This is a genomic window from Roseixanthobacter psychrophilus (assembly GCF_043195195.1).
GTDB lineage: Bacteria > Pseudomonadota > Alphaproteobacteria > Rhizobiales > Xanthobacteraceae > NCEH01.
The window spans coordinates 1-24,976 of record NZ_JBAFWT010000038.1 but is presented as its reverse complement, the minus strand read 5'-3'; the positions used below and the strand labels follow the sequence as shown (position 1 = coordinate 24,976).

The 24,976-nt window shown below is 64.7% G+C and carries 25 protein-coding genes; 8 read left to right on the top strand and 17 right to left on the bottom strand.

The features are described 5' to 3' along the window. Positions 1-52 precede the first annotated feature (52 nt). Positions 53-421, bottom strand: coding sequence for a hypothetical protein (locus tag V5F77_RS23245; RefSeq protein ID WP_132034846.1), 369 nt, complete (start codon positions 419-421; stop codon positions 53-55). Positions 422-656: 235 nt separating this feature from the next. Here V5F77_RS23245 and V5F77_RS23240 point away from each other — a divergent pair, with 235 nt between their 5' ends. The 7 genes from V5F77_RS23240 (at position 657) to V5F77_RS23210 (ending at position 8,516) form a co-directional block, all read left to right on the top strand. Further along, positions 657-1,040 (top strand): hypothetical protein, encoded by a 384-nt coding sequence (locus V5F77_RS23240; protein WP_132034844.1) that lies wholly within the window; start codon positions 657-659, stop codon positions 1,038-1,040. 89 nt (positions 1,041-1,129) lie between these two features. After that, positions 1,130-2,599: a multicopper oxidase family protein gene (locus V5F77_RS23235; RefSeq protein ID WP_132034842.1), complete on the top strand. Its 1,470-nt coding sequence runs from the start codon at positions 1,130-1,132 to the stop codon at positions 2,597-2,599. Positions 2,600-2,614: 15 nt separating this feature from the next. Continuing rightward, positions 2,615-4,495 (top strand): DUF3141 domain-containing protein, encoded by a 1,881-nt coding sequence (locus V5F77_RS23230; RefSeq protein ID WP_132034840.1) that lies wholly within the window; start codon positions 2,615-2,617, stop codon positions 4,493-4,495. Positions 4,496-4,511: 16 nt separating this feature from the next. Then, on the top strand, positions 4,512-5,096 hold the full coding sequence (locus tag V5F77_RS23225; protein ID WP_132034838.1) for a Spy/CpxP family protein refolding chaperone: 585 nt from the start codon (positions 4,512-4,514) through the stop codon (positions 5,094-5,096). Between the two features lie 69 nt (positions 5,097-5,165). Next, positions 5,166-5,465 (top strand): DUF2933 domain-containing protein, encoded by a 300-nt coding sequence (locus tag V5F77_RS23220; protein ID WP_132034836.1) that lies wholly within the window; start codon positions 5,166-5,168, stop codon positions 5,463-5,465. Continuing rightward, on the top strand, positions 5,462-6,139 hold the full coding sequence (locus tag V5F77_RS23215) for a methyltransferase family protein (protein WP_132034834.1): 678 nt from the start codon (positions 5,462-5,464) through the stop codon (positions 6,137-6,139). The genes V5F77_RS23220 and V5F77_RS23215 overlap by 4 nt, the downstream gene beginning before the upstream one ends. After that, positions 6,132-8,516: a heavy metal translocating P-type ATPase gene (locus tag V5F77_RS23210; RefSeq protein WP_132034832.1), complete on the top strand. Its 2,385-nt coding sequence runs from the start codon at positions 6,132-6,134 to the stop codon at positions 8,514-8,516. The genes V5F77_RS23215 and V5F77_RS23210 overlap by 8 nt, the downstream gene beginning before the upstream one ends. A gap of 32 nt (positions 8,517-8,548) precedes the next feature. Here the strand turns inward: V5F77_RS23210 and V5F77_RS23205 are convergent, their stop codons facing one another. The 10 genes from V5F77_RS23205 to V5F77_RS23160 all read right to left on the bottom strand — a co-directional run bounded on the left by V5F77_RS23205 (position 8,549) and on the right by V5F77_RS23160 (position 16,079). Then, positions 8,549-9,826 carry a type II toxin-antitoxin system HipA family toxin gene (locus V5F77_RS23205; RefSeq protein WP_245504814.1) on the bottom strand — a complete coding sequence of 426 codons (1,278 nt, stop codon included), beginning with the start codon at positions 9,824-9,826 and terminating at the stop codon, positions 8,549-8,551. Beyond that, on the bottom strand, positions 9,823-10,131 hold the full coding sequence (locus V5F77_RS23200) for a helix-turn-helix domain-containing protein (RefSeq protein ID WP_245504813.1): 309 nt from the start codon (positions 10,129-10,131) through the stop codon (positions 9,823-9,825). The genes V5F77_RS23205 and V5F77_RS23200 overlap by 4 nt, the downstream gene beginning before the upstream one ends. Before the next feature lie 254 nt (positions 10,132-10,385). Further along, complete coding sequence (locus tag V5F77_RS23195; protein ID WP_165933833.1) at positions 10,386-10,781, bottom strand: hypothetical protein; 396 nt, start codon at positions 10,779-10,781, stop codon at positions 10,386-10,388. 320 nt (positions 10,782-11,101) lie between these two features. Continuing rightward, positions 11,102-11,341: a hypothetical protein gene (locus V5F77_RS23190; RefSeq protein WP_132034830.1), complete on the bottom strand. Its 240-nt coding sequence runs from the start codon at positions 11,339-11,341 to the stop codon at positions 11,102-11,104. Positions 11,342-11,460: 119 nt separating this feature from the next. Further along, complete coding sequence (locus V5F77_RS23185; protein WP_132034828.1) at positions 11,461-11,745, bottom strand: copper-binding protein; 285 nt, start codon at positions 11,743-11,745, stop codon at positions 11,461-11,463. Positions 11,746-11,765: 20 nt separating this feature from the next. Beyond that, positions 11,766-12,239, bottom strand: a complete 474-nt coding sequence (locus V5F77_RS23180) for a cupredoxin domain-containing protein (protein WP_132034826.1) — start codon at positions 12,237-12,239, stop codon at positions 11,766-11,768. Between the two features lie 35 nt (positions 12,240-12,274). Next, positions 12,275-13,675: a multicopper oxidase family protein gene (locus tag V5F77_RS23175; protein ID WP_132034824.1), complete on the bottom strand. Its 1,401-nt coding sequence runs from the start codon at positions 13,673-13,675 to the stop codon at positions 12,275-12,277. A 13-nt stretch (positions 13,676-13,688) separates the two neighbouring features. After that, positions 13,689-15,098, bottom strand: a complete 1,410-nt coding sequence (locus tag V5F77_RS23170) for a TolC family protein (RefSeq protein WP_132034822.1) — start codon at positions 15,096-15,098, stop codon at positions 13,689-13,691. After that, on the bottom strand, positions 15,098-15,316 hold the full coding sequence (locus tag V5F77_RS23165; RefSeq protein ID WP_132034820.1) for a hypothetical protein: 219 nt from the start codon (positions 15,314-15,316) through the stop codon (positions 15,098-15,100). The genes V5F77_RS23170 and V5F77_RS23165 overlap by 1 nt, the downstream gene beginning before the upstream one ends. A gap of 277 nt (positions 15,317-15,593) precedes the next feature. Beyond that, positions 15,594-16,079, bottom strand: a complete 486-nt coding sequence (locus V5F77_RS23160) for a hypothetical protein (protein WP_132034818.1) — start codon at positions 16,077-16,079, stop codon at positions 15,594-15,596. Between the two features lie 804 nt (positions 16,080-16,883). Between V5F77_RS23160 and V5F77_RS23155 the strand changes: the two genes are divergently transcribed. After that, positions 16,884-17,330: a hypothetical protein gene (locus V5F77_RS23155; protein ID WP_429007708.1), complete on the top strand. Its 447-nt coding sequence runs from the start codon at positions 16,884-16,886 to the stop codon at positions 17,328-17,330. Between the two features lie 315 nt (positions 17,331-17,645). On the opposite strand, the gene V5F77_RS23150 is transcribed toward V5F77_RS23155, so the two are convergent. The 6 genes from V5F77_RS23150 to V5F77_RS23125 all read right to left on the bottom strand — a co-directional run bounded on the left by V5F77_RS23150 (position 17,646) and on the right by V5F77_RS23125 (position 24,818). Next, positions 17,646-18,269: a hypothetical protein gene (locus V5F77_RS23150; RefSeq protein WP_132034814.1), complete on the bottom strand. Its 624-nt coding sequence runs from the start codon at positions 18,267-18,269 to the stop codon at positions 17,646-17,648. Positions 18,270-18,406: 137 nt separating this feature from the next. Beyond that, positions 18,407-19,423: an HNH endonuclease gene (locus V5F77_RS23145; protein ID WP_132034812.1), complete on the bottom strand. Its 1,017-nt coding sequence runs from the start codon at positions 19,421-19,423 to the stop codon at positions 18,407-18,409. Positions 19,424-19,601: 178 nt separating this feature from the next. Beyond that, the gene (locus V5F77_RS23140) at positions 19,602-21,902 is read right to left on the bottom strand and encodes a S8 family peptidase (RefSeq protein ID WP_394044433.1); all 2,301 of its coding nucleotides are present in this window, start codon (positions 21,900-21,902) and stop codon (positions 19,602-19,604) included. Positions 21,903-22,035: 133 nt separating this feature from the next. Next, on the bottom strand, positions 22,036-23,301 hold the full coding sequence (locus tag V5F77_RS23135; RefSeq protein WP_245504811.1) for an AAA family ATPase: 1,266 nt from the start codon (positions 23,299-23,301) through the stop codon (positions 22,036-22,038). After that, on the bottom strand, positions 23,258-23,950 hold the full coding sequence (gene scpB / locus V5F77_RS23130) for an SMC-Scp complex subunit ScpB (protein ID WP_132034807.1): 693 nt from the start codon (positions 23,948-23,950) through the stop codon (positions 23,258-23,260). Before scpB ends, V5F77_RS23135 begins: the two co-directional genes overlap by 44 nt. Position 23,951: 1 nt before the next feature. Next, a complete protein-coding gene (locus tag V5F77_RS23125) occupies positions 23,952-24,818 on the bottom strand; it encodes a DUF1403 family protein (RefSeq protein WP_429007707.1) in 867 nt (288 codons plus the stop codon). Positions 24,819-24,976 lie beyond the last annotated feature (158 nt).

The following is a 24,976-nucleotide window of genomic DNA, read 5'->3' as shown; positions in this document are numbered from 1 at the left end:
GCGGCTTAAGCCACGCGCGCTCTCCGGCTCCCGGCGGGAGCCGACGATGGTGTCAGGTTCGCGGAGGCCTTGGCGGGGGTTCGGCGGCCAGGCCCGATGGAAGAGCCTCATCCCGCAGTCCGATGATGTCCGTCAGGCGAAGCGCCAACCTATCCGTGGCCGATGCCGACGGCCCCGGCTGGAAGCACTTGGCGAGGCAGGACATCATCAGTGGGCAGAGCTTCTGGCAGTCGGGCAGCACCGGCTTCTCGTCCGGGCAGCACGGCATGTCGCCCGCCATGGCCTCGTCGGTCATCGACATCGACATCGCCGCAGGCGACGGCTCCATCGGACCGACCGCCGCGGATGCGGCGAACGGCCCGGCAGTGAGCCCCACGATCACCAGGATCGCAAGCAGACGACGGAGAAGGGACCCGGACATGGCCGGAAGGTCTCACAGGCGGCAGGCAAATGGAAGTGAGGCGCTCCATCACATCCTTGCGTGGACCAAATCCGATCTCCGCGGAGGACGTGGTCCCTGGAATTCCGCGTCACCGCGTCCGGCCGGGAAAGAGCGGTAATCTGCACTCCCGAACGAGCCCGTTGATCCCGATCAAGGTGGTGCGTTTCGAGCTGCACCAGAATGATGTAGTATTCACTTTGGGTGAGCTAGGCACATGATCCGCTTCAGGCAAGCGATCGGGCACGTAAGGTTGCTGTCGGCCGTGCTGGTCGCGGCGGCGATGCTGCTCGCCCCGCTGGCCCAGGCGATGCCGGTACAATGCCACGATCACGCCGAGGATGCCCAGCACGCCACGATCGCGGACGGCCACGGCGCTGCGGTCGCCGATCACCATGACGAGCACGACGGTACGGCGCAGATGACCGACCATGGTGCATGCTGCGAGTTGGCCTCCAGCATCTGGGGCATTGCCATCGGAAGCACGGATACGGCGATCCAGCACTTGAAGTCTCTTGGCCATCATCCCCTGCCGTCTGACCGCGTTTTCCCCGGCCTCGCCGTCCCGCCCGGTCTCCACCCCCCTCGTTTCCCGATCTGAAGCTGCCTCTTCCATAGCTGTCGGGACTGCCCTCGGGCGTCCCTTGGATTGATGTCGGCCGCACGCCGACAGGAAACGAGCATATCAGAATGAAACGTCGTGATTTTCTCGGCCGTCTCGCGGTCGGGGCTGCCGCGCTTGGCGCGAGCCGGGCGTTCCCGGCCCTCGGCGCCGGCCAGACCCAAACCATACCCGTTCCGGGCGCCGATACCCTTGCGCTCCGTGCCGTCACCCGCACCATCGAGGTCAACGGAAAGGCCGCCCGCGTCTTCGGCCTCACGGCCGGAGCGAACAGCGGCCTCACGGTCGATGCGGAACGGACCCTGGACCTGTCGCTCTCCAACGAGATTGGCAGCCCGACCCTCATCCACTGGCATGGCCTCACCCCTCCCTGGGATCAGGACGGGGTGCCGGACAATCCGGCCTCTCTCCTGGCCGCAGGCGCCGCGCGCCGCTACGCCCTGCTCACCGGGCGCGGCGGCACGCAGTGGATGCATGCTCACACGCTCCAGGAACAGAACCTCCTGGCGGCGCCGCTGATCGTCCGCACAGAGGCCGACCGAAGCCGGGACGAGCAGGAGGTCGTGATCCTTCTCCACGACTTCTCCTTCACGCCAGCCGAGGAGATCCTGACGCGCCTGCAGCGGAGCACGTCCTCCGCCCATGGCGCGATGTCCATGCCCGGCATGGGCGGAGGCATAACCCATGCGGGGATGGGCTCCGGCATGGCCGGAATGATGCCTGGCGGAGGCCTGGCGGCCGCCGCCATGGACCTCAACGACATCGAGTACGACGCCTATCTCGCCAATGACCGAACCCTGGACGACCCCGAGGTGGTCCGTATCGAACGCGGCGGGCGGGTGCGGCTGCGCATCATCAATGGCGCCACCGCCACCGCCTTCACCATCCAGACCGGGGCGCTGACGGGCGACCTCGTCGCGGTGGACGGGCAGGAGGTGCAGCCGGTGACAGGCAATGCCTTCCCGATCGCCATGGGCCAGCGGCTCGACATCCGCCTCCAGGTTCCGGCGGGAAGCGCCCACCCGATCCTGGCCTTGCGGGAAGGCGCCCTCGAACGCACGGGCCTCATCCTCGCCGCTCCGGGCGCCGTGATCGCCAAGGTCCCCATCAAGGGCGGGACCAACGGACCCGTCCTCGATCTCGCCCTCGAGGGACGTCTGCGACCGCTTGCGCCGCTTCCGAGCCCGGCGGCCGACCGGCGCGTTGCCCTCACCCTCGCCGGGACGATGGAAGGGTATCGCTGGAGCATCGACGGGGCCGACGGGCTCCGCGTCCGTCGGGGCGAGCGCATCGAGGTCACGCTCGCCAACGCCACCATGATGGCCCATCCGATGCACCTGCACGGGCATCACTTCCAGGTGGTCGGCATCGGCGGCAAGGCGGTTGGCGGCGCGGTGCGGGACACCGTCCTGGTGCCGCCGATGACATCCGTGACGATCGCCTTCGACGCGGACAATGAGGGCCATTGGCCCCTTCACTGCCATCACCTCTACCACATGGCGGCGGGCATGATGGCTTTCGTCGACTACGCGTCGTGACGGCGGGAGGACACCATGACCATCCAAACCTCCCCCCGTTCGGACGTCGTTCCCTACCCGATGCCGCCGACTGCGGCCGGTGATGCCGGACGGCCGGACAACCCGGCGGTTTCCGATCCCGGTACCGTCTTCCGCGACCTCTTCGCCTATGCCGCCGATGCGGGTGAGAGATCGGTCCTGTTCTGGGACACGCTGCGGCAGCGGGCGGACAACATGCTGGCGCACGAGCGGGCAGGCAAGCCGCCGCTTCTCGACTTCGACCACGAGGTCCTGGCAGATGCACGGCGGTTCGAGCGGCCCGTCAACTACCTGCTCCTTCGGGTGACCCACGCCGGGGACGATTGCCTGGACGACTGCCTCGACCCGTCCAAGCCCCCTGTGGTGATCCTCGATCCCCGTGCCGGGCACGGCCCCGGCATCGGCGGCTTCAAGCGGGAGTCGGAAGTCGGCGTCGCCTTGCACCAGGGCCATCCGGTCTATTTCGTCGCCTTCACGCCGGAGCCCATGCCCGGGCAGACGCTTGCCGACGTGCTCCATGCGCTGCGGCGGTTCGTGGAAGAGGTGGCGAAGCGCCATCCCGGCAGCGCACCGATCCTCTACGGCAACTGCCAGGCCGGATGGGCGGTGACGCTCCTCGCCGCCGACTGCGCCGGGCTGACCGGCCCCACGATCCTCAACGGCACCCCTCTGTCCTATTGGGCAGGCGAGCCCGGCGTGAACCCGATGCGGATCGCGGCCGGGTTCGAGGGTGGCACCTGGCTTACGCATCTGCTCGCCGATCTCGGCGACGGCCGGTTCGACGGCGCCTGGCTGGTTCAGAACTTCGAGGGCCTCAAGCCGGAGTCCGTCTGGGAGAAGCACGCGAACCTCTACGTCGCGGTGGACACGGAGCGCCAGCGGTTCCTGGATTTCGAGCGATGGTGGAACGGGTTCTTCTTCCTCTCGCGGGAGGAGATCCTCGCCATCGTCGAGAACCTGTTCGTGGGCGACCGGCTGGAGCAGGGACGGCTTCGGATCTGCGATGGGTGCCACGCCGACCTCCGGCGCATCCGCAACCCCGTCGTGATCTTCGCCTCCTACGGCGACAACATCACGCCGCCACATCAGGCCCTTGGCTGGATACCCGCCGTCTACGCCGATACGCCGGACTTGAAGGCGGCGGGCCAGCGCATCGTCTACCTCGTCAACTCTCACGTCGGGCACCTTGGCATCTTCGTCTCCGCCAAGGTCGCCCGTCTCGAGCACCGGGCGATCCTCCAAAGCCTTCCCCGGATCGAGGCCCTGCCTCCCGGTCTCTACGAGATGCGGATCGACAATCCGACGGGCGATCCGGACTGCTCGGCCGATGCCTTCGAGGTGCGCTTCGAGGAGCGGCAGGTCTCCGACATCCGCTTCGCGCGGGCGGACGATGCCTTCCAGCGCGTGCGCCAGCTTTCCGAAGTCAACGAGAAATTCTACCGCACGTTCGCCAGCCCATGGGTCCGTGCGTTCACGACGCCATGGTCCGCCGCGGCCCTCGAATGGCTGCACCCGATGCGCGCCAGCCGGTATCTCCTGTCCGAGGGCTTTCTGCCCTGGATGCGCGGCATCCATCTTCTGGCGGACGGGATCGCCGCTCACCGTCATCCGGCGGCACCGGACAATCCCTTCAGGGTCCGCGAGGCTGGCTTCATCGCCGATGCCGCCGAAGCCATCGCATCCGCTCGAAGGCTGCGCGATTCCGCCTTCGAGCGGATCTTCGACACCACCTACGGACGATCGGCCCTGTTCCCGAGTTTGAACACGGTCCACCCGTCTCCGGCACCCCCTGAAGCGGGAACCGTAGCGAGCGCCTCCCCCGCGCCGGAAATGACGGAAGCCTTCAGCGAAGAACGAGCGGCTTCGGCCGCGCAATGACAGGAGCAAGCACACCATGACCACGTTCCGCAATCTGATGACGGCCGGTGCCCTGGGCGCGGCCCTGATCGCGTCGATGTCCGTCCACGCCGAAGATGCGCACCATCCGGCAGCCGCGCCATTGCCCGCGCCCCAATCCGCCGCCCCGATGCCGCTGCCTTCGGCTGCGCCCCCCGCCCAGGATCCGCAGCAAGGCGGAATGGGAAGCGGGATGATGGGCATGATGGGTGGCACGGGCATGATGGGCCAGATGATGGCACCGGCCCGCATCGAGGGGCGGATCGCCTTCCTCCGGGCCGAGCTCGGCATCACCGCCGCGCAGCAGCCGCTGTGGTATGCGTTCGCCGAGGCGCTCCGTTCCAATGCCCGGGGCATGACAGGAATGATGTCCGCCATGCAGGAGCAGATGATGTCCGGGCAAGGCGCCACGGCCGCGACCCTCCCGAAACGGATCGAGGCGCACGAACGCATGCTCGCCGCGCGCCTCGAAGCCCTGCGCAAGGTGAGGACGGCGCTCGACCCGCTCTACTCCTCCCTCGACGACGCCCAGAAGCGCACCGCCGACCAGCTCCTCATGCCCATGCCGATGGGCCTGATGTGAACCCGGCGGCGCCCGCGGAGCGGCTTCCCGCCGCGGGCGCCGGCCCGACCCATCTTGGAGAATCCGACCATGTCCATGCACCATGACGCAGATCATCTCGCCGCCGCCAACGACGACCGGGGTCGGCCAGCCGATCGCCCGTCGGGCGGCTTCTGGCGATCCAGGGGAGGCCTCGTCGCCATCGGCTTCCTCCTCATCGCGGCGTTCCTGCTGTTTTCCGAGCACCGCGCCCATGTCCTGGGCTACCTGCCGTTCCTGCTGCTCCTCGCATGTCCCCTGATGCACCTGTTCATGCATCACGGTCACGGCGGCCGGCACGACCACGGCGCAGGAGCCCCTCCGAGCCGTCCAGAGGGAGGCCCGCGATGAACGGATCTCCCGCCTATGGCCTCTGGGGCCTGGTGATCATCAACTCCGCGGTATTCATCCTGTTCGCCGCAAGCTTCGTCCGGCTGCGCACCTCCTTGGACTGGCGGTCGCTCGGCGCCTTCTCCGCCTTCGTCGTCGCGCTGTTCACCGAGATGTACGGCTTCCCCCTGACGATCTACCTGCTGTCGGGATGGCTCGGGCGGCAGTTCCCCGGGGTGGACTTCCTCTCGCACGATGCGGGACACCTGCTCGAGACGATGTTCGGGTGGCGCGTGAACCCGCACTTCGGCCCGTTCCACATCCTCAGCGACGTCCTGATCTTCGCCGGGTTCTGGCTGCTCGCCACGAGCTGGCACGTGCTCCATGCGGCCCAGCGGGAACATCGGCTGGCGACCACAGGCGCGTACGCCCATGTCCGCCATCCGCAGTACGTGGCCTTCGTCGTCATCATGTTCGGCTTCCTCATGCAGTGGCCGACCCTCGTGACCCTCGCCATGTTCCCGATCCTGGTGTGGGTCTACGTCCGCCTCGCCCGGCGGGAGGAGAACGCCTCCAGGGCCGAATTCGGCCCCGCATGGGACGCCTACGCGCGCGCCGTGCCGGCGTTCATCCCTCGGATCGGCATCGCATCCGGCCCGAAGCCCCACCATCCCGGAGCTCCCTCCCATGACTGAACCGCACGCCCATTCGGGCCATGCCCACCACCACGACCATGGCACGCATTCCCACGCAGGCACGGACGGGTCGCATGCCTCTCTCGTGAAGGATCCGGTCTGCGGTATGGAGGTGGATCCGGCGACCGCCACCCACCGCGCTACTCACCACGGGACGACCCATTACTTCTGCTCGGCGGGCTGCCAGGCGAAGTTCGAGGCGAACCCTTCGGCCTACGTCGCCGAGGGGCCCGCTCCCAAGGCGGACGGGAACAAGCCCGAGGGTGTGATCTACACCTGTCCCATGCATCCGCAGATCCGGCAGATCGGTCCCGGCAACTGCCCGATCTGCGGCATGGCGCTGGAGCCCGAGGTGGCGACACAGGAGACCGGTCCGAGCGCCGAACTCGTGGACATGACGAGACGGTTCTGGATCGGCCTCGTCCTCACCGTGCCGGTCCTCGCGCTGGAGATGGGCGGGCACCTCACCAACCTCCACATGCTGCTCGGCGCCAAGGCCGCTAACTGGATCCAGCTTGTGCTGGCGACCCCGGTGGTGCTGTGGGCAGGCTGGCCGTTCTTCGTTCGGGCTGGGCGCTCCCTCGTAACGCGCCATCTCAACATGTTCACGCTGATCGCCATGGGAACGGGGGTGGCCTGGATCTACAGCGTGGTGGCGACCGCCGTGCCTCAGGCCTTCCCGGATACGTTCCGCGCCGCCGACGGATCCGTCGCCATCTACTTCGAGGCGGCCGCCGTCATCACCGTCCTGGTGCTGCTCGGCCAGGTCCTGGAGCTGCGTGCCCGAGAGCAGACGGGCGGCGCCATCCGCGCCCTGCTCGACCTCGCTCCCAAGACCGCTCGCCGCGTGCGGGACGACGGCTCCGACGAGGACGTCTCGCTGGACGTGGTCGCCGTCGGCGACCGCCTCCGGGTTCGTCCCGGGGAGAAGGTCCCCGTGGACGGGGACCTGGTCGAGGGCCGCAGCTCCGTGGACGAGTCCATGATCACCGGCGAATCCATGCCGGTCACCAAGGAGGCCGGGGCAAAGCTCATCGGCGGCACGCTCAACCAGACCGGCGGTTTCGTCATGCGGGCAGGCCGCGTCGGGCGGGACACGATGCTGGCCCAGATCGTCCACATGGTGGCGGAGGCCCAGCGTTCCCGCGCGCCGATCCAGAGGCTCGCCGACGAGGTGTCCGGCTGGTTCGTGCCGGTGGTGATCGCCATCGCCATCCTCGCCTTCGCCGCGTGGGGCATCTGGGGACCCGTGCCGCGCTTCGCCCATGGGCTGATCGCCGCCGTTGCGGTCCTGATCATCGCCTGTCCCTGCGCCCTCGGTCTCGCGACGCCCATGTCCATCATGGTCGGCGTCGGCCGGGGCGCCGGTCTCGGCGTCCTCATCAAGAATGCCGAGGCTCTGGAACGCTTCGAGAGGATCGACACGCTGGTGGTCGACAAGACCGGAACCCTCACCGAGGGCAAGCCCAAGGTCACGGCCCTGAAGGCTGCAGAAGGGATGGACGAGGCGGAGTTGCTGCGCCTCGCTGCGACGTTGGAACGAGCGAGCGAGCATCCCCTGGCCGCCGCCATCGTCGCCGCCGCGCTGGAACGCAATCTCGCGCTCGGCACCGCCGAGGACTTCGACAGCCCCGTCGGCAAGGGCGTGACGGGCAAGGTCGACGGGCGCAGGCTGGTCATCGGCAGCCACCGCATCATGTCCGAGGAGGGCGTCGACCTCTCTTCCCTCACAGGGGAGGCCGAGGCGCTGCGCGGCGAAGGCGCGACCGTGATCTTCGTCTCGGTCGACGGGCGCCTCGGCGGTCTCGTCGCCATCGCCGACCCCATCAAGGCGACGACGCCAGCCGCCGTCGCGGCGCTCCGCGGCGCGGGCATCCGCGTCGTCATGCTGACCGGCGACAACAGGACGACCGCGCAGGCGGTCGCCCGCAGGCTTGGCATCGAGGAGGTCGAGGCCGAGATCCTTCCCGAAGACAAGGCGAAGGTGGTCGCGAGGTTGCGGAAGGAGGGCAGGATCGTCGCCATGGCGGGCGACGGCGTGAACGATGCCCCGGCGTTGGCCGCCGCCGACGTGGGCATCGCCATGGGCACGGGCACGGATGTGGCGATCGAGAGCGCGGGCGTGACGCTCCTGAAGGGTGACCTCCAGGGGATCGTGCGCGCGCGTCAGCTCAGCCGCGCCACCATGGGCAACATCCGCCAGAACCTATTCTTCGCCTTCATCTACAATGCGGCCGGAGTGCCGATCGCAGCCGGAGTGCTCTATCCCGCCTTCGGCTTGCTGCTCTCGCCCATCATCGCAGCCCTCGCCATGGCGCTCTCCTCGGTCAGCGTCATCGCCAACGCCCTGAGATTGCGGACGACATCGCTGGAATGAGACGTGAAAGATCGTCGAGGCGGTGCGACCCATCATGGGCCACGCCGGGGTTTCGGCGTGCCTTGCACGCCTAAGGCTCGGCCGATCTCCGTTGCCCTTGATCTGGGCACCTTGGCGACGTCGGCGAACTCGGGCCAGCGATCGATGGCCTCACGAACCTCGTCGATGATGCTTCGAGCCACGGACTCTTCGATAGACATCGTCTCCGCAACACGAAGAATGTCGCGCTCGCGCGGATTCCGACCCTCGCCCGCGATGTCCAGGTTGTGCTCACCTCCCGCACCTGGTGAAAAGGTGAGGTCATAGGCTGGTGTCAGGGTCCAGGAACCTTGTTCATCCATCCGGAATGCGTGGTTCTTGGCGTGATCGTCCCTATTCCTCGCGAACACGTTGAAGGTCATGCGCCTGAACATCTCCGAGACCTCTCGTTGATCCCGCGTCAGGACCAGGACGATCTTGTGCAGCGTGATGTAGTCCAGGCTCGGCGAGCGGTGGTCGGCGTTGACCAGCGCGCTCGCCGTCTGGACGTGGACACGTCCTAGGGGGGTCCTGTCGAACCGCCGAGCGGCGAAGTAGCGCCCACCGGAGAGCGTTTCGATGAGTCGGGTCTCCGGCATGGAAATTCCCGCGGCATCCGCCATCACGGCATAGGCGTACTCCTCGGTCCCGATTTCATTGCCATCCTCGGCTCCGCGAAACTTCACGATCCATCGGGTGTAGGCCGGAGGCATTTCCTCGCCGTAATCCGGTCGGATGGAATCATCCGGACCGATGCCGACGTTTATCTTCGGCCTCGCTCCGCCCGATCCGCCCTGGGCGCCCCGTAGCACATCGATCTCCGATGTGCTGACATCGGCCATCACGAGTTCCGATTGCTCCGCGAACCAGTCGAGGTCATGGGAACCGCGGTCTTTCTCGTCTCCATCGAACTCGGGCGCATAGCATAACGCCCCCATGCCACCGGAACCTACAAAGGCCAGACGGTCGAGCGGGGTCAATGCAGTGAAATCCAGGCTTCTCCTGGCGAGCGACCTATCGAGCAGCTTGCGCCCCCAGCCATCGGGCAGACTGTCGTTGAAAACCCCATGGAGGCCTTGGAAGGGTTCGCGTGGCGCGGCATGTACCTCCGGCTTGACCGGCAAGTTGAATGGAGAGATTGGCAAGGGATCTACGATGAAGTCGGGATCGTACTCGAAAAATGCCCTGCGTTGTGCCGTGCCCCACGCAAGCCTTCCGACGGGGCGAGGGGTGTCTCCCACCTCAAGTGTGACCTTCAGTGTGGAGACCGTAGTGAATTGAGTCGACTTCACGTCCGACGCCCCCTCGCTCGTTTCGGCTTCTCGATCACATCCTCGATGGTGATTGGTTCGCGGGCAGGGAACAATCCCGCAAAGCCGGTTTCGGAATCGAGCGCGAATGCGATCTTGATCAAGCTGGCAAGGGAAATGACTCCGCTTCTCTCGAATAGCTTTAGGGTGCCGAGGCTCACCCCGCTCCGTTCCGCCAATCCGACCTGAGTCAGGTTCATCTCGAGCCGCTTGTCTCGGGCTCGGCGCGCGACGCCCCTCAGCACACCGCCAGGCGACTCGAGCTTTAGGGATGACATGATATCCATTGTCTTCCTCCGGCGGAATTAAGGGATAATATATTATCTATTAAATGATATAGATCAAGCTTTGGATGTCACGAATCTTGGTCGGAGGTGCCGGCAACCATCCCGAGTCCGGCAGGTCATAGCCGCAGGGAAGCACGCCATCGTTAGCGCAGATGGGCCGGGCAGCTTGACCCGGCCAGTGACCATGTCGAGACAATAGCCGCCCATCACCCGCACGGGACAGCAGTTTGGTAGCAAGTTGATTGTCGCGGGCCTCACCGGGGTTCAGTGTCAGCCGTCTCGGAAGGCCGTTGCTGCCTCGGTCGCCTTCTCTGGGCGATGCGCTCAAGGGACTGCGCTATCCTTGCAAACAAGCTACTGAAATCAGGAAGGTCAATCATCGCCAGCAGCAAGGCGGCGACCCAAAGAATATTTTGGTGGGTGAACATCGCAAGGAGGCATAAGACCGCGACAATCTCGTACTGAAATTTTTGTCCTTTGTGAGCGATATGCTCTGGCAAATGGTGCAAGCGCAGCACCAGTAGGCCCAAAATAAACGTGAAGAGCACCAGGAATATGCCCATCACTATCATCAGGATGTCGGGCTGGCCGGGCGCGGAAACGAACCATGGCACGTGCGCAGGGGAAATTGGCTGCTTTGGCTCGATCATGATGTCGCTGTCCGTATCGTCAGCCTCGCTTTCCATCGCGCGGGGCGCAAGGCAGATCGCCCTTCCTCCGGGAGGATTACTTAGGTGGTCTCTCCAGCAGGAGTTGATCTAAGTCTATATTCCAATGCCGCACTGCCAGTCCGGTCGAATACGTCGAAGCGAATATCCGTGCGAGTACCCCAGCCGCCGCACGAACGCCGCGTTGAAGCTTGTCGAGCTTTGGCACGCATTTCGTGCGGACCTCCGTCTGTCGTCGATCCGCACTATGGCTCTGCATGGTGGGTCCGATGGAACATGGCCGATGGATCGATCAAGTCGCGCTACGGATTGATGGTCGGCCTCCGCCCTGTAGCGCCCGCGGGACTGACGTCGGTCGCACCGTGCGGCGCGGCCACATCACTGCATAGCCGACGCACTGGTATGGCCGAACGCTGAACATCGCGGAATTCGTGACGCGCCTTCTCCTTCTGCGAGAGCCGCGACGAATACGGATCGGACAACGCTGGCGCGGTCGAAAGCGCGACCAGCGTCGTTGCCAGGATGATCTGCCTGATTGCCATGAGGGGGTCTCCTTCCGCCGTTGCGTCCGCGGATCAGGAACGCGGCATAGTCCGTGTCCCGTCCGCTGGATCGATCTTGGTTGCCCGCGGGGCGGTCTCCCGCCCCGCGGGTGTTCGAATCACTTCGCCTTCTGGATCTTGGTGACGGTGAGCCGTCCGTTGACCCGGTCGGCCTCGAACGTGACCTTGTCGCCCGCCTTCACGGCCTTGAGCATCGCCGGATCGCCGGCGGCGAACACCATGGTCATGGCGTCCATGTCCAGGTTCGGGATGGCGGCGTGCTTCAGGGTGATCTTGCCTTGCGCCTCGTCGACCTTGGTCACCTCACCGCTCACGGGAGCAGCCTGGGCGAACGCCGCGGCGGTCGTGAGCAGGAATGCTGCGGACAGCAACAGCTTGCGCATGATGGGTCTCCTTGGTTGGATCACTTGACGATGATGGTGCCGAACATCCCGGCTTCTCGGTGGCCCGGGATGAGGCAGGAGAAATCGAAGGTTCCCGCTTTCGTGAATTTCCAGACGATCTCGCCCGTCTTCTTCGGCATCAGGCGCTTGGCGTTGGGATCGTCGTGCTCCATGTCGGGGTTCTTGCGCATCTCCTCGGCGTGCTTGAGGTTGTCCTGAAGCGTCGCGAGGACGATCTCGTGATCGAGATCGCCGTTGTTGCGAAGCACGAACCGGACCTGCTCTCCGGTCTTGATCTCGATCTTGTTCGGGATGAACTGCATCTTCCCGTCCGCCTCGCTCATGACGACCTGAATCACGCGGGACGGCTGCTTCGGATTTCCCGGCTCGCCATAAGCGCGCTCCTCGCCATGGGCATGCCCTGCGTCGGCGAAGGCGGGAGCGGTGGACACGACCGCCGAAAGCAAGGCGGCGGCGATGAGGTATATCTTCATGGTTGGTCCTCTCGTTGAACCTGGGATGGGGAAAGTCAGTGCTGGTGTCCGCCCGCCCGCCCGGCGCCGGGCTTGACGACGTCGACCTCGATGGTCCGCGCGGGGTCGTAGGAGGGCGCGGGCGCGCGCTCGGCGGCCTTGTTCTCGCCGGTCCACTCGAACGCGACGGTGCCCGGCGGGTTCTTGAACCAGCCCGGGTCCTTGTAGTCGTTGCGCTCAAGGCCCTCGCGCACCTTGACCACCGAGAACATGCCGCCCATCTCCACCGGGCCGAACTGGGCGAAGCCGGTCATCATGGGCAGGGTGTTGTCGGGCAGCGGCATCTCCATTTCGCCCATGTCCGCCATGCCCTTGGCGCCCATGGGCATGTAGTCGGGCACGAGCTTGCGGATCTTGCCGGCCGCCTGCTTCAGGTTGGCCCCGATGTACGTGCGCACGTCGTGGCCCATGGCGTTCATGGTGTGGTGGGACTTGTGGCAGTGGATCGCCCAGTCCCCCTCGTGATCGGCCACGAAGTCGAAGGCACGCATCTGGCCGACCGCGCAGTCGATGGTCACCTCCGGCCAGGCGGCCGCCTCCGGCACCCATCCGCCATCCGTGCACGAGACCTTGAAGTCGTAGCCGTGCATGTGGATGGGATGGTTCGTCATGGTGAGATTGCCGAACCGGATGCGGACCTTGTCGCCCTTTCCCACCACGAGCGGGTCGATGCCGGGGAAGGCGCGGCTGTTCCAGGTCCACAGGTTGAAGTCGAGCATCGTGTTGACCTTGGGCACGTAGGCCCCGGGCTCGATGTCGTAGGCATTGAGGAGGAAGACGAAGTCCCGATCCACGCGGCGGAAGGACGGGTCCTTCGGATGCACCACGAAGAAGCCCATCATGCCCATGGCCATCTGGACCATCTCGTCCGCATGGGGGTGGTACATGAAGGTCCCGCTCTTTCGGAGCTGGAACTCGTAGACGAAGGTCTTCCCCGGCTTGATGTGGGGCTGGGTGAGGCCGCCTACCCCGTCCATGCCGTTTGGCAGGATCTGCCCGTGCCAGTGGATGGTGGTGTGCTCCGGCAGCCTGTTGGTGACGAAGATGCGCACCTTGTCGCCTTCCACCGCCTCGATGGTGGGGCCGGGTGACTGGCCGTTGTAGCCCCACAGATGGGCCACCATCCCCGGCGCGATCTCCCGCACCACGGGCTCGGCGACAAGATGGAATTCCTTCCAGTCACCGTTCATGCGCCATGGCGCGGTCCAACCATTGAGGGTGACCACGGGCTGGTAGTCCGGACCCGTGGTCGGGAAGAGAGGCGGCTGCATGGTCGCCTCCTTCATGGTGGCGGCCTCGGGAATGGAGGCCGCCTGGACGCGGCCGGAGACCGCGCCTGCGCTCACCAGCGCCAGGGCGCCGGAGGCTCCGAGGAATCCTCGTCTTGAAACGGGCATGGTTCGTCTCCGATCAGTCGCTGGCACCGGCGGCCGCGGAGGCGAGAACGGTTTCCCCGCCTCCCGCACCGCCGCCGATGATGGCCGTCTGGAAATCCACCTCCGCCAGGAAGAAGTCGCGCTGGGCGCCGATGGCGGAGACGTTGCTGTCGATGCTCTCCCGCTCCGTGGTGAGCAATTCGAAGACGTCGATGAGCATGCCGTTGTATTCCAGCAGCGCCTGCTCATTGATGGTCTTGCGCAGGGGGAGGATCCTCGCCTGGTACTGGCGGGCGATGTCGTAGCTCGCCCGGTAGGTCACGTAGGCGGCCCGTGCCTCGGAGCGGACGTTCACCGCCTTCTCCATGAGGAGGTTCGCCGCCTGCATGTAGGTCTCCTGCGCCCGGCGGACGTTGGTCTCGCCGAGGTCGAAGATCGGCACCTGGACCTCCAGCTCGAATCCCTGGGGACGCAGGGTCTCCCCGTCCGCACGCTGGTAATTGCCGCGGTATCCCCCCTCGAGCAGGGAGACGAAGCGCGTCGCCTGCGTGAGGCCGAGGGACTTCGCCATGGCATCGAGCTCGAGCCGAGCCGCGATGAGGTCGGTGCGCTTGAGCACCGCCTCGACCTCCACCTGGGGTTCGGTCCGGATGCGCCCCGGCAGCCGCGGGAGCTGGGACGGCAGCCTGTAGCCGACGTCGTTGCCCCACAGGCCGAGTTGCCGGGTCAGGGCCTCCCGGTCCGTCGCGGACTTGAGGCGTGCCCGGGCGAGCTCGTTCGATACCTCGGCGTAGAAGGCGCTGGCCCTCGCCTGGTCGAGCTTCGTCGCCGCCCCCGTTTCGCCGAGCTTGACGGTGAGGTCGGCGGCCGCATCCGCCGTGAGGCGGGCCTTCTCGAGGAAGGCCTCCGCCTGGCGCGCCGCCACGGCCCGATAATAGGCGCGACGTGCCTCGGCGGCGGTCCTGAAGGTCGCCTCGATCGCCCGGTGGCGGGCAGCCTCGAACTGGACGCCGGCGATCTCGCTGCGGGCGGGAAGCGTCAGGAGCGCGAGCACGTTCGCGACCAGCCGCCGCTCCACGTCGAGTTCCCCGCCGCCGTTCAGCCGCTCCACCCCGAAGCTGGGATTGGGCGGGAGGCTCGCCGCCACGTAGGCGGCCTCGGAGATGCCCAAGGCGTTGTACTGCGCCTGGAGACCTCGATTGTTGAGGAGGGCGACCTGGAGCGCCGCACGGGCGTCGAGGGGCCGGGACAGGAGCGCGGACACGCGTGCCCGCGCCGTCGCGGCCTCTTCCTCGGACGTGATCTTCACCACCTGCCCGCCGATGTCGCCCGAGACCCGGCTGGCGACGGGGGCCATGCCGCCGTCGGGGGTGAAGGTGACGCAGCCGCCCAGCAGCAGCGCCAGTGGAATGGCGAGCACCATCCCGGAAGGAAGCGGAGCCATCACCGCCCTCCCTGGCCGGGCGCCAGGCCCTGGTTCTGCTCGATCCAAGAGCGGGGCGGCACAGGACGGTAGTCGACGTCGCCCGCCAGCACCGGAGCGTACCGGACGGCGGGCACGGCAACCGAGGGGTCGGCTGGATCCGGGCCGCTCGTGATGGGCGGCGGACCGGAACATGCGGAGACGAGGACGGCGAGGGCCGTCGGAAGCAATGACTTCATGAATGACCTCGGGGTGCGGCCCCGTCGGGGGCGCCGCTCTACAGCCGGGAACGGATGGGCTATGGGCGCGGGCGCGCAGTGCGCGGCCGCGGCCTGCCGTCGGCTGGGTCAGGGACCGGTCGAGGAGCGTAGGATTGCCGACCACCGAGGCCGGATGCCAGGGCAACCGGGGGCGGACGGCCTTGGTCCATGGACGTCAGGACCCGCTCGGTCGGGACGATCGAAGATCATCCGCGGCGAGCATGTCCGATACGTCCTCGACGAATCGCGAGACGGATCAGCCGATCTGGGGGCTGGAGAGCTTCGGGGGCCGGTCGAGCCGCATCACCGAAGCCTGGATACCGTCGGTGTCGGGCGGTAGGGCCTGCCTGCCGAGGACAAGGAGTGTCACCAACGGCGCGTGGAATGCGGTCGGGATGGCCATATGGCACGCCGCCGCGCAGCACGAGCTCGCATCGCCGACATGGGCATGACCGTCGCCGCAAGCCGCCTTGTCCGTGCAGGGATCGGCTGCCTCCGAGGCGTGATGATGGCCATCGGAGGCTTGTTGCGCCTCATGCCGATGCCCGCCTTGCGCCTCTGCCATCGCCCGGTGGTGGGCGGTGTCCCCGCTACCCAAAACGGTGCTTGCGTTCGCATAGCCCCAGCCGACCCCGGACGCCGTAAAGACGATCGCGGCGGCGAGCAGTACGAGGTTGCGAAGGGCACGAAGCATGCGGCGCAGGATAGGGGCTTCCTGCCGCATGGCAAGGGGTGAGCCCATGGTCGGTATCACGGTCGCGGGAACACCGGTACGTGCGTGCCGGAGTGGTTCGTCCCGTGGGAAAGCGACGCGGGGGTCGAGTTCAATCCACAGCGGCGCCGGTCACGCTTGGCGCGGGTGATTCCCTGTGAGTAGGCGTTGGCCAGTCGCATCAGGCCCTCGGATTTGGACAGCCGCCTCTGATTCTCAATGCCGAGCTCGGTCGCCAGCTGCATCGCCGCGGCAACGCGTCTCTTGGCCGGCGTGCGGGCCGACCGGTCGCCAGCAATCGGCCGACTTCGTCCGGAATAGATGCCAAGTGGTCGTTCTGCCGATACCCGGCAGCGAACGCACCAATCGGGGTGCCGCAGCGTCAACGCCGGACGACCGGTACCAGGCGGCTAGTGAGAGCCGGAGCGACCCAAGAGGCGCCTCCACGAGATCCGCCGCCGAGCCGCACAGCAGCCCCGGCCGGAGACGCCTAGCGCGATCGAGGGGAGGATAGGAACATTGCGGCGCAACGGCAAGTTCTTGCGCCCATATTGAAGGTGGAGGGAATTGAACCTTCGGAATGCGGGCTTGGCGTCCTACGCATACGGCTTGGACGAGCGGTCATGCGCATCGTTGGATCATCAGCAATCCGTAGCATCAGATAATTTGTTCTCGTTCTCCGCGTGAGCGAACCGCGTTCACGTCATGCCCGAGCGCTTCAATGCGCTGGTGAGGCTCAGGGTAAGCTGAACTGCCGTCAGATCACGCTCGGACGACGTGGTAGGATGTGGCGACTTGTCGTCCACACGCATGCGACGATTGGAATCTCGCGACATGAGTAATCTTCCGCCCAAAAGTCCCCGCTCTAAGCAACCTAAAGCCAGATCGGCCGCAGGCCGCAAAGTCATTCAACAAAACCTCTCAGACGGCGCCCGCATCTCCGAAGGAGTGCCGGATGCAATTAAGCTTGCCATGGCGGACGCGCTCATGGTGTTTTCAGAGATGGAGATGAGCGCCGAGCATTTCATTTGGGATGTGCTTGGACTCTCGGCTGACGATGGGAAGCTCGTCACGCAGATTGAGACAAAGGAAAAGATCGAACTCGCGAAAAAACTATCTCACCGCTATGGTTTGCCGCTCCCATCGTCACGCGCGAACAACCGCGGACGCTTGGTCAGCGATACGCCTTGCGGTCGAAGCCAGAAACAAGATGGCTCATGGCATTTGGCGCATGATCGATGGCGAGACCCCTATCGTCGTATCGTACCGCATCCCAATTGAGGCTGGCCGCATCAACAGCGAACATTTTCCGCTTGATCGGATCGAGGCCGTTACCTCGGCCTGTCTACGAGCCAAGAAGCTCTTTGACGCGTTGTGTGCCCGCATAGCAACCGAAGGCAGGCCAAAACCACCCGTGCCGGCCCCGACACCCAACGACCCAGAATTCTCGAAAAGCGACGAATGGAGCTGAAGCGATATAGGCCCACCCCGCGGCGGAAATGAATGCCTGAGAAAATCCGAACCGGCCCATTCCCCTGCGCGCCCGACGCTTTCTTGAGAGTGGCTTAGATCAGCTCGTGAAATGTCGTACCGCACTCAACCGTAGTGCGGCTCTTTCACCGCCATGTGTAGCTTGTCGGCGCAGCCCCAGAACCGGGCGCAGGCGCCGGCGTAGCGTGACACGTCGCTTGGCCTCACCAGCAGAAGCTCGCTCTCCTCGGCGTTGGGCGGCAGCAGGTCCACATACCGAGAAGGTTCATAAGTCCAGCGATCGGGAGCATGCAAGCGTAAGTCTCTGACCGAAGGTCCGTCACCATGACGGTAAATATTGGCTACCAGGAACATTTCAATAAGGTTGAATCCAACAAGCCCGTCATCTAGGTCTATATTGCCAGTCCTAGCGCACAACGGTAGGTATTCCCGAAAGGGTTCTAATCCTGATTTGCGCCTTGCCATCGATACGCCCAAGCTGCGGCCCCAGAACCTGAGTTGCCGCTCGAACAGCGCCGCAAGCATCATGGTGAACGCCTTCGCCGCTTCGTTGGCTGTGTAGTTATCGACTATAGCCGCTGAGCGATCGAGAAGTTCGTCCATTGTTCCAGCCTCGCCGAATTGAAGCTCCGGATGTATTTGCAAAGCCTCAAGACTAGGGTGGATGAGACGTTTGAAGATTCGATCGATATTAGCTTGAAATATTCTCGGAACATTATCTTGTTGCATCGTGTTGACCCCAGCCTATTTACCAGAATTCAGACCCTCGCTCGAAATATTTCTACAAAATTGGTCGCGCGAGATCTCGGTCAGACGAGCATGAGTGAAGACTGGAGTGTCCTGGCAGAGCGTGGCAGGTCATTCTATCAGCCGGCATCTGGAGAAAGCGCCGGAACGGATCCCCCATCATGGGCCGCCCCCAGCGACGTTGCTCTGGTCGACAGGGATCTAAGTCGTAAACGTACGTGTTCCACCTTGTGGCATGTCGGGCATAGAAGCGTGAAGTCCGCGGTCGTTGTGTGCCGGGTCCCCTCCGCCAAGGGGTCATTGTGATGAACTTCCAGGAGGCTTCGCGGTTTGACACGGCTAGGGTCGAAAATCATCGCTGGGTCAAAAGCACAGGCGTCGCAACTGAGCCTTCCAGCACTTTGCCGCTCCCGGATGAACTGGTCCGCTTTCCAAGCGGCTCTCCGCCTAACTCGAATGCGGCGCTCCTCTGGCATTCCCTCTAAGGCACCCAGGTCCTGGTTGATGAACTTTTGAGTGCGCGCGTCGATCTGACTCCGCGCGGCGGCTGCAAAATCGTCCTCGATACCGATCCAAGCGCTCGCAGCTACAAGGGGTTCGATTTCCAAGTCGGCAATCAGCTGGCGCTCCTCATCGTTGAGGGCCCGAAGCGTAGCGGAAGAGTGTCGGTACAGGCGCCGGTATGCGATGTCGCCGAGCACGGCCTTCGCCTTTGGGCGCCCCTTGATCGCGTAGCTCTCGACGATTGGGAAGGCGACTGACCACCGATAACGCTTGCCATCCTGTGCCCACATATCCTGAATTCGCTTGTATTCCTCGTCACCTAGGATTGTTTCGAGCGGCCGGGCAGTCGCCCTAAGTTTATGTACAGCGATGAGCCGGCCCGCCAAATGTCCATGGGCTTCCCTCTCCGCCAGGTAGATAGGATCGTTCTGGTAGCCTGCGTTCGGTTCACTAAATTGCTCTGTGATGTACTCGATAACATAGCCCGCGCCATACTGCCGTTGGATCGTGCTTTGGCATTGATTTCTGGTTGCAAGATCACTGTCAGCAGGCGTGAAGCCGAGCCAAGATGTCCCGGCGAGCCAGTCAGCCTTGGAGGCGGTGACAGGAGCTGGAAGGTCTTTGATTTTCATCGGCCTTCTCACCCTAACCGAAGTTCGATTTAAGAACCTGCGCGTCGACCCCTGTTCTCGGCTTTGTCGTAGCCACCGAGGAGTTATTGTCGTTCAGCGCCGAGCTGACTTACCCTGCGCAAAATTAGGTCGCTCGCAACGCCCTTCTCCCGCTCCAAGGCCTCTTTTTTGCCCGTGTTCACCTAACCACCTGACGCAAAGCGTCTCGAACCCGATCACGTACTTCGTCGTAAATCTCTTCAACGCCCGGCATCGACAGCGTGATAGCGAGGCCGAACGGAACCGCATCATCTATTGCGGTGGCATCCGGCTCGCGCTGAACACGTAATGGCAGAGACATGCCGGATGCCACGATCGCAGCCTGATCGCCGCTCCAACACCGAGTGTAGACGGTTCCGCGATTAGTCTGGTTGCCATCGGGCTGGTTCCCGTGCGCCAGGACACCCAATTCACCGACCTCGGCAGGATCGAGGATCTTGAGCCGGACTGCGCGATACGCTTTGCGACCTGGGAGCACAGGCGTGAACCACGCAAGGGTAGCGGCAATAGAATGCGGCCGAGCCTTCCCACCGTACGCCGCCGGAATGGGTATCGATACGTCGACACCGCGCTCTCCACGCAGCGAACCTACCGCCCAGAACGTTGCTCTGTCACCAGTACATGCGACGGCATCTTCTGGATCGACCACACCATAGCCGAGGAACCGGCGAATATTGTCCTTCTGGCGCGACGCCTGTCCCCTCCCGGTTGGCCCGAGAAGCTCACGCACCAGCGCTGCCGTGTCCTCCGGCCAGCGCGCGGGATGCACCAGGAGTGCCTTGATGAGCACTGCCCTTGATACATTGGGCAACCGGAGAAAGTCTTCTCCGTATTCGCCCTCCAATGCGTCATGGATACGATGAGCTGTGCGAGACGCTATTGCGGTGGCCGCGCTCGTTCCATTCGTAAACGCTTCGGCATTCTCGAGACCTTGGCCGGCCGGCGGCGCGGCGACTCTAAGCCCCATCCCTCGTCCCGGGCGGCCTGGTGTGACAGTGATGGAGTCGCCGCTGCCGACAACACGGAGATGCTCGCGGCCACCTGGCATGAGGAAATCCGGCTTTACGGAATCGGCAAAGCCTGGACCCAGTGCGCTCGACGGATTGGCAGTGTCCAGTGCCGGGAATGGATCAACATTTGAGTGTGCGAAGTGCCGATCCCGCGTGGAAACCCAATCCCAGTTCCTGGCGCCAATTGTGAGACCGTTTACTGTCTCCGCAGGCGAAAGCAAACGGCGATCGCCAAACACTCCCGCAAGCGCATTGATCGTCCCGCGAGCTCGCTGCGTGGGATTGGCCTCTTCGAACTGCACGCTCGTCGAAAAAGCATGCATGGAAAACTCGTCGAGAACGTTCCCCGCACTAACTATGAAGAGGATGCCGAACCGGTAAGCCAGCCGATCGAGAAGGCGCGCCCACGGTGAGAGCTGACCATGGAATTGCCGACGTCTGTTACCGAGTGAGATGTTGACGATGATGACGTGGGGCGCCGAGGGCTCGGCGTTTCCACGCATCTGAAACACGGCCTGATAGATGAGGTCGACGATTAGCCGATCGGGAGGGAAGCCGTCTCCTGACCCAAGAACCGGGATGCAATGAACCCGCCGAGGCAGGGCGGGCTCTGGCCGATTGCGATCACCGTGTACGATCAGCGAGGTCATCGCCGTTCCATGCAGGCGTTGTGAAACCAGGGCATTCGCCTCGAGCCCGAACAGGTCCTCGATGATCAGGTGCCGCTGAAGCAAGGGATGCCCGGCCATCGGGACGCCATCGAGAACCGCAACGATGGGATCGGCCCCGACGTCCCTGCCTTGCGACGGCGTTTCGAGCGGTTGGTTGTCGACCAGATCGAGCAAGGACACCCGACTTTGCGGGCGTATGTACATAACGGGTTCGAGACCGGCTATGCTTGCCTGAGATCTCGCTGTGATTTCACGAACTGCACGGACGGGCAGGCGTGCCAGCACGGCATGGTATGCGATATCGTCCAATCGGGCTCGGCTGATAACCCTGCCGCCTTCGGCCTCGATGGCTTGGCTCAGAATTGCTTCACTTGTCACCCCGGAAGCCGTTTGAGGTCGAAAGATCAATTCGATTTCAAGCGGAATGACATCGTCATCGGATTTACCGAAGATCTCTTCGCTCAGAGTATCTCCGTCGGCTGGCTGTACCCGATCCTCAGGTCCCCATGGACGCAAGGCTCGAAGGCAAGCAAAAACATCTCGCCACGGCGTGAATCCATCGGGCATCTCGCGTCCAGCGCGCCAATTCCTCCATAGACTTTCAATATGTCGTAGAGCTCTGACGTCAGGAACCAGGAGATAAGCCACAGGTGACTTATCCTCGTCTTCCGGAAGCTCTTCCTCATCGACAAGTTCGAGACCGCGGACTTTATTGATGGCCTTCACGAAGGGCGCGATGCTTCCGCGGACTTCAAACACGAGCAGCCGCTCAGGCGCAAGTCCTGCGGGATCTGCCCTTAGCTCGAGGCCAGCCGGATCGCGAGCGAGGACCTCCGCCAATCGGCTGAATGTCGGCCCGAAGCGACTCTCCTGAACGTCGCTCGAGTAGGCCTCAGATCTCGGTGGCCGTGCCTGCCTTCCGAGGACTCTTGGCTGCGGCGCGCCTGGACGGAGTCGAAGGAGTGGTTTCGTCGGGTCGCTCGGCATCTGGCTCCTCTGGCTTCACACGAGAGGACCAGAGGTCAAGTTCAACGCGCAGGGCGTCATCAATGGAAAGCTCCCCCAAGTCCAATATTTGTCTTCTGCGGACATTTTGGCAGAAATCCAGCGCTTCTGCGTAACTTACACACCCGAGCTTGGCTGCCACCTTTTGCGAAGGGAGGCGCGGCTGCTCCGGCCAACGAGTTAGTATTCGGTCAAGGAACGCTTCGATTTGCTTCTTGTCCGGTGCAGGAAAGCCAAGACGGAGTTGGAACCGCCGCCACACTGCGCGATCCAAAAGCTCAGCATGGTTGGTAGCCGCAATAACGACCACATAGCTCGGCAATTGGTCGAGCTGCATCAGCAAGAATGAGACGACGCGCTTGATCTCGCCGGTCTCATGCGTGTCCCCACGTTCCTTCCCGATGGCATCGAACTCATCAAAAAACAGAACGCTTGGGCGTGTGCGGACATAATCGAACAGCCTTCTCAGGCGAGCGTTCGTCTCGCCCAGATAGCTACCAATGAGAGCGTCGTAGCGGACAACGAAGAATGGCAGTCCAAGTGCTTCCGCAACAGATTCAGCAAACGAGGTTTTGCCGTTTCCCGGTGGACCAGAGAGCAGCACGCGGTGACGAGGCTCATAGCCATGTGCTCTCAACACGTCGGCGCGGACATGCTCTTCGATGAGCTGTCTGCCGTTTTCCTGCACCGGCAGAGGCAGCAAGAGCTGGTTCATCTGAGCCCGCGGCTCGATCTCTAGAATCGCGTCCTTGCCGGGCCCTGCAAGATTTGCGGAGGCCGTGAGCGCCGGGGGCGTGACCGGAACGGCGGACATCGCCCTTTCGAGTCGGTCTGCAACGATATGATGATTTTGAGCCCGTTCTTCGGCCACCAGCGCCTCTGCCGTTGATCTCAGCATTTCCCGATCGCCGGTCGCGCCGGCGCGTACGAGGGAAACAAGAAGGTCGCTTCGTGCCATGATCGAAAAGGGCTTGCCGCGGGTGAGGCCTAGGGATCCGTCCGCCGAATCGTACACGGAAAGGTCAAAATTGTCCTCCGCCGGGCGATGATTTTCGGAGCGATCTAGACAATCCTCCAGCCAGCCGTAGCGCCGGTAGCTAGGCTCATCATCACTCCCCGAATACCTCTTCCGGATCGAGAGGCTCGCCTTCATCCCCGATCCCATCGCCACCTAGCGCCGGAAAATCCCCCGCCAGCAGCCGCTCTTTGCTGAGCAAGCCCGCATCCTCCAACGCTTCCATGTCCGGCAGGTCGCGCAGCGTGTCGAAGCCGAAGAAGCTGAGGAAGCCCTTCGTCGTCACGTAGGTGTACGGCGCGCCGGGCACCGGACTGCGCGGACCGGCAGCGATGAAGTCCAGGCCGCGCAGATGGCCGATGGTGTCGCGGCTGATCTCCTTGCCGAAGAACTGGCCAAGCTCGCCGCGGGTGATCGGCTGGAAGTAGGCGATGGCCAGGAGCACCAACTGCTCGGACTTCGACAGCGGCTTCGGATCGTTGGTGCCAAGGCCGGTGGCCACCTGGATCGCCTCCGCAAACCCCTTCTTGGTGCGATGCTGCCAGCCGCCGGCGACCGCCACCAACTCGTAGGGCCGGCCGCGCAGTTCGGCGCGGATGTCGTCGATGAGGAGGTCGATGCTGCAGTCGCGGCCAACGACGCGGGCGAGCACCTCGCGGGTCACCGGCGCGGGCGCGGCAAAGATCACCGCCTCGACCCGGCCCATCCATTCGCGCCAGCGCAGCTCCGGCGGCAGGTGCGCCAGCTCGGTGTCGAAGGGTTCGGGCGGGCGCGGGCGGCGGGCCATGTCAGAGCCCGTAGAGCTTGAAGCTGGATCGGCCGGACAGTTCGCGCACGGCGCCAAGCGTGACCAGGCGCTCGAACAGCCGGCGCGCCGCGAAGCGGGAGAGCGCGTCGGTCTGCAAGGTCCCGGGCACGACGTCGTCGTCGAGCAGCCGGCGCACCGCGTCGCCGGCGCCCTTGGCGCGTAGCTTCGGCACCACCGCGTCGAGGCCGGCGGCGCGCGGGGCGATCGAGGCGGCCAGCCGGCAGGCCCGGGTGGCGCCCTGCGCGACGGCGACACAGACGGTGACGTCGAGGCCGTCTCCCTGTGGCGAGAGGCCCCCTCCCCTCCCCGCCCGGCGGGGCCCGCCAGCCTCGGCCATCAGCAGCGGCACCGGCAGCGGCCAGCGCAGCCGGAGCGCCAGGACCTGGTCGGCCAGCCACCAGCCGAGCAGTTCCGCGCCAGGCTGCACTGCGGCCACAGCCCGGACGACCGCCGTCGCGGCGAGCGGCGCCGGCCGGCTGGTGGCCAGCAGGCGATCGATCTCATCCGGAAGAAAGGCCAGCCGATCATTCCAGGCAAGGCCGAGCAGCGCGCACACCGATTGGAGCGCCGCACTGTCCACCCCAGGTGAGCGCTCGGCCAGACGCCGCCACGCCGCCAGCAAGCGCCCGGCGGGCCCGGGATCGGCATCCGGCGGACGCAGATGCCAGGCGTCCCGGAGCATGCTTTCATCCTCCGCTCGACCCGCCTGACGCGCCGCCACGGCGGCGCAGGTCAGCGCCAGCCGGGCACGCCACGCGCCGGCCCAAGGCGGGTTCGCCCGCACCAGATTGTCCAAGGAATTCAAAGCTGCGCCGGCCAGGAAGGCTGCCTCAGGCAGGTCCGTCATCGGGCCGTGCGGCACCGCCCAGCCCGGCACGACCGGTACCGGCGATGGCGCTGCGGGCGCTGGAATCGGCGCGAGATCCATGCGCGAAGCCTAGCCGCGTTGTGCGCTTTTAGCTATCGTTATCCGCCTTATCCGCACGCCTTGTCTGAGAATAAGAA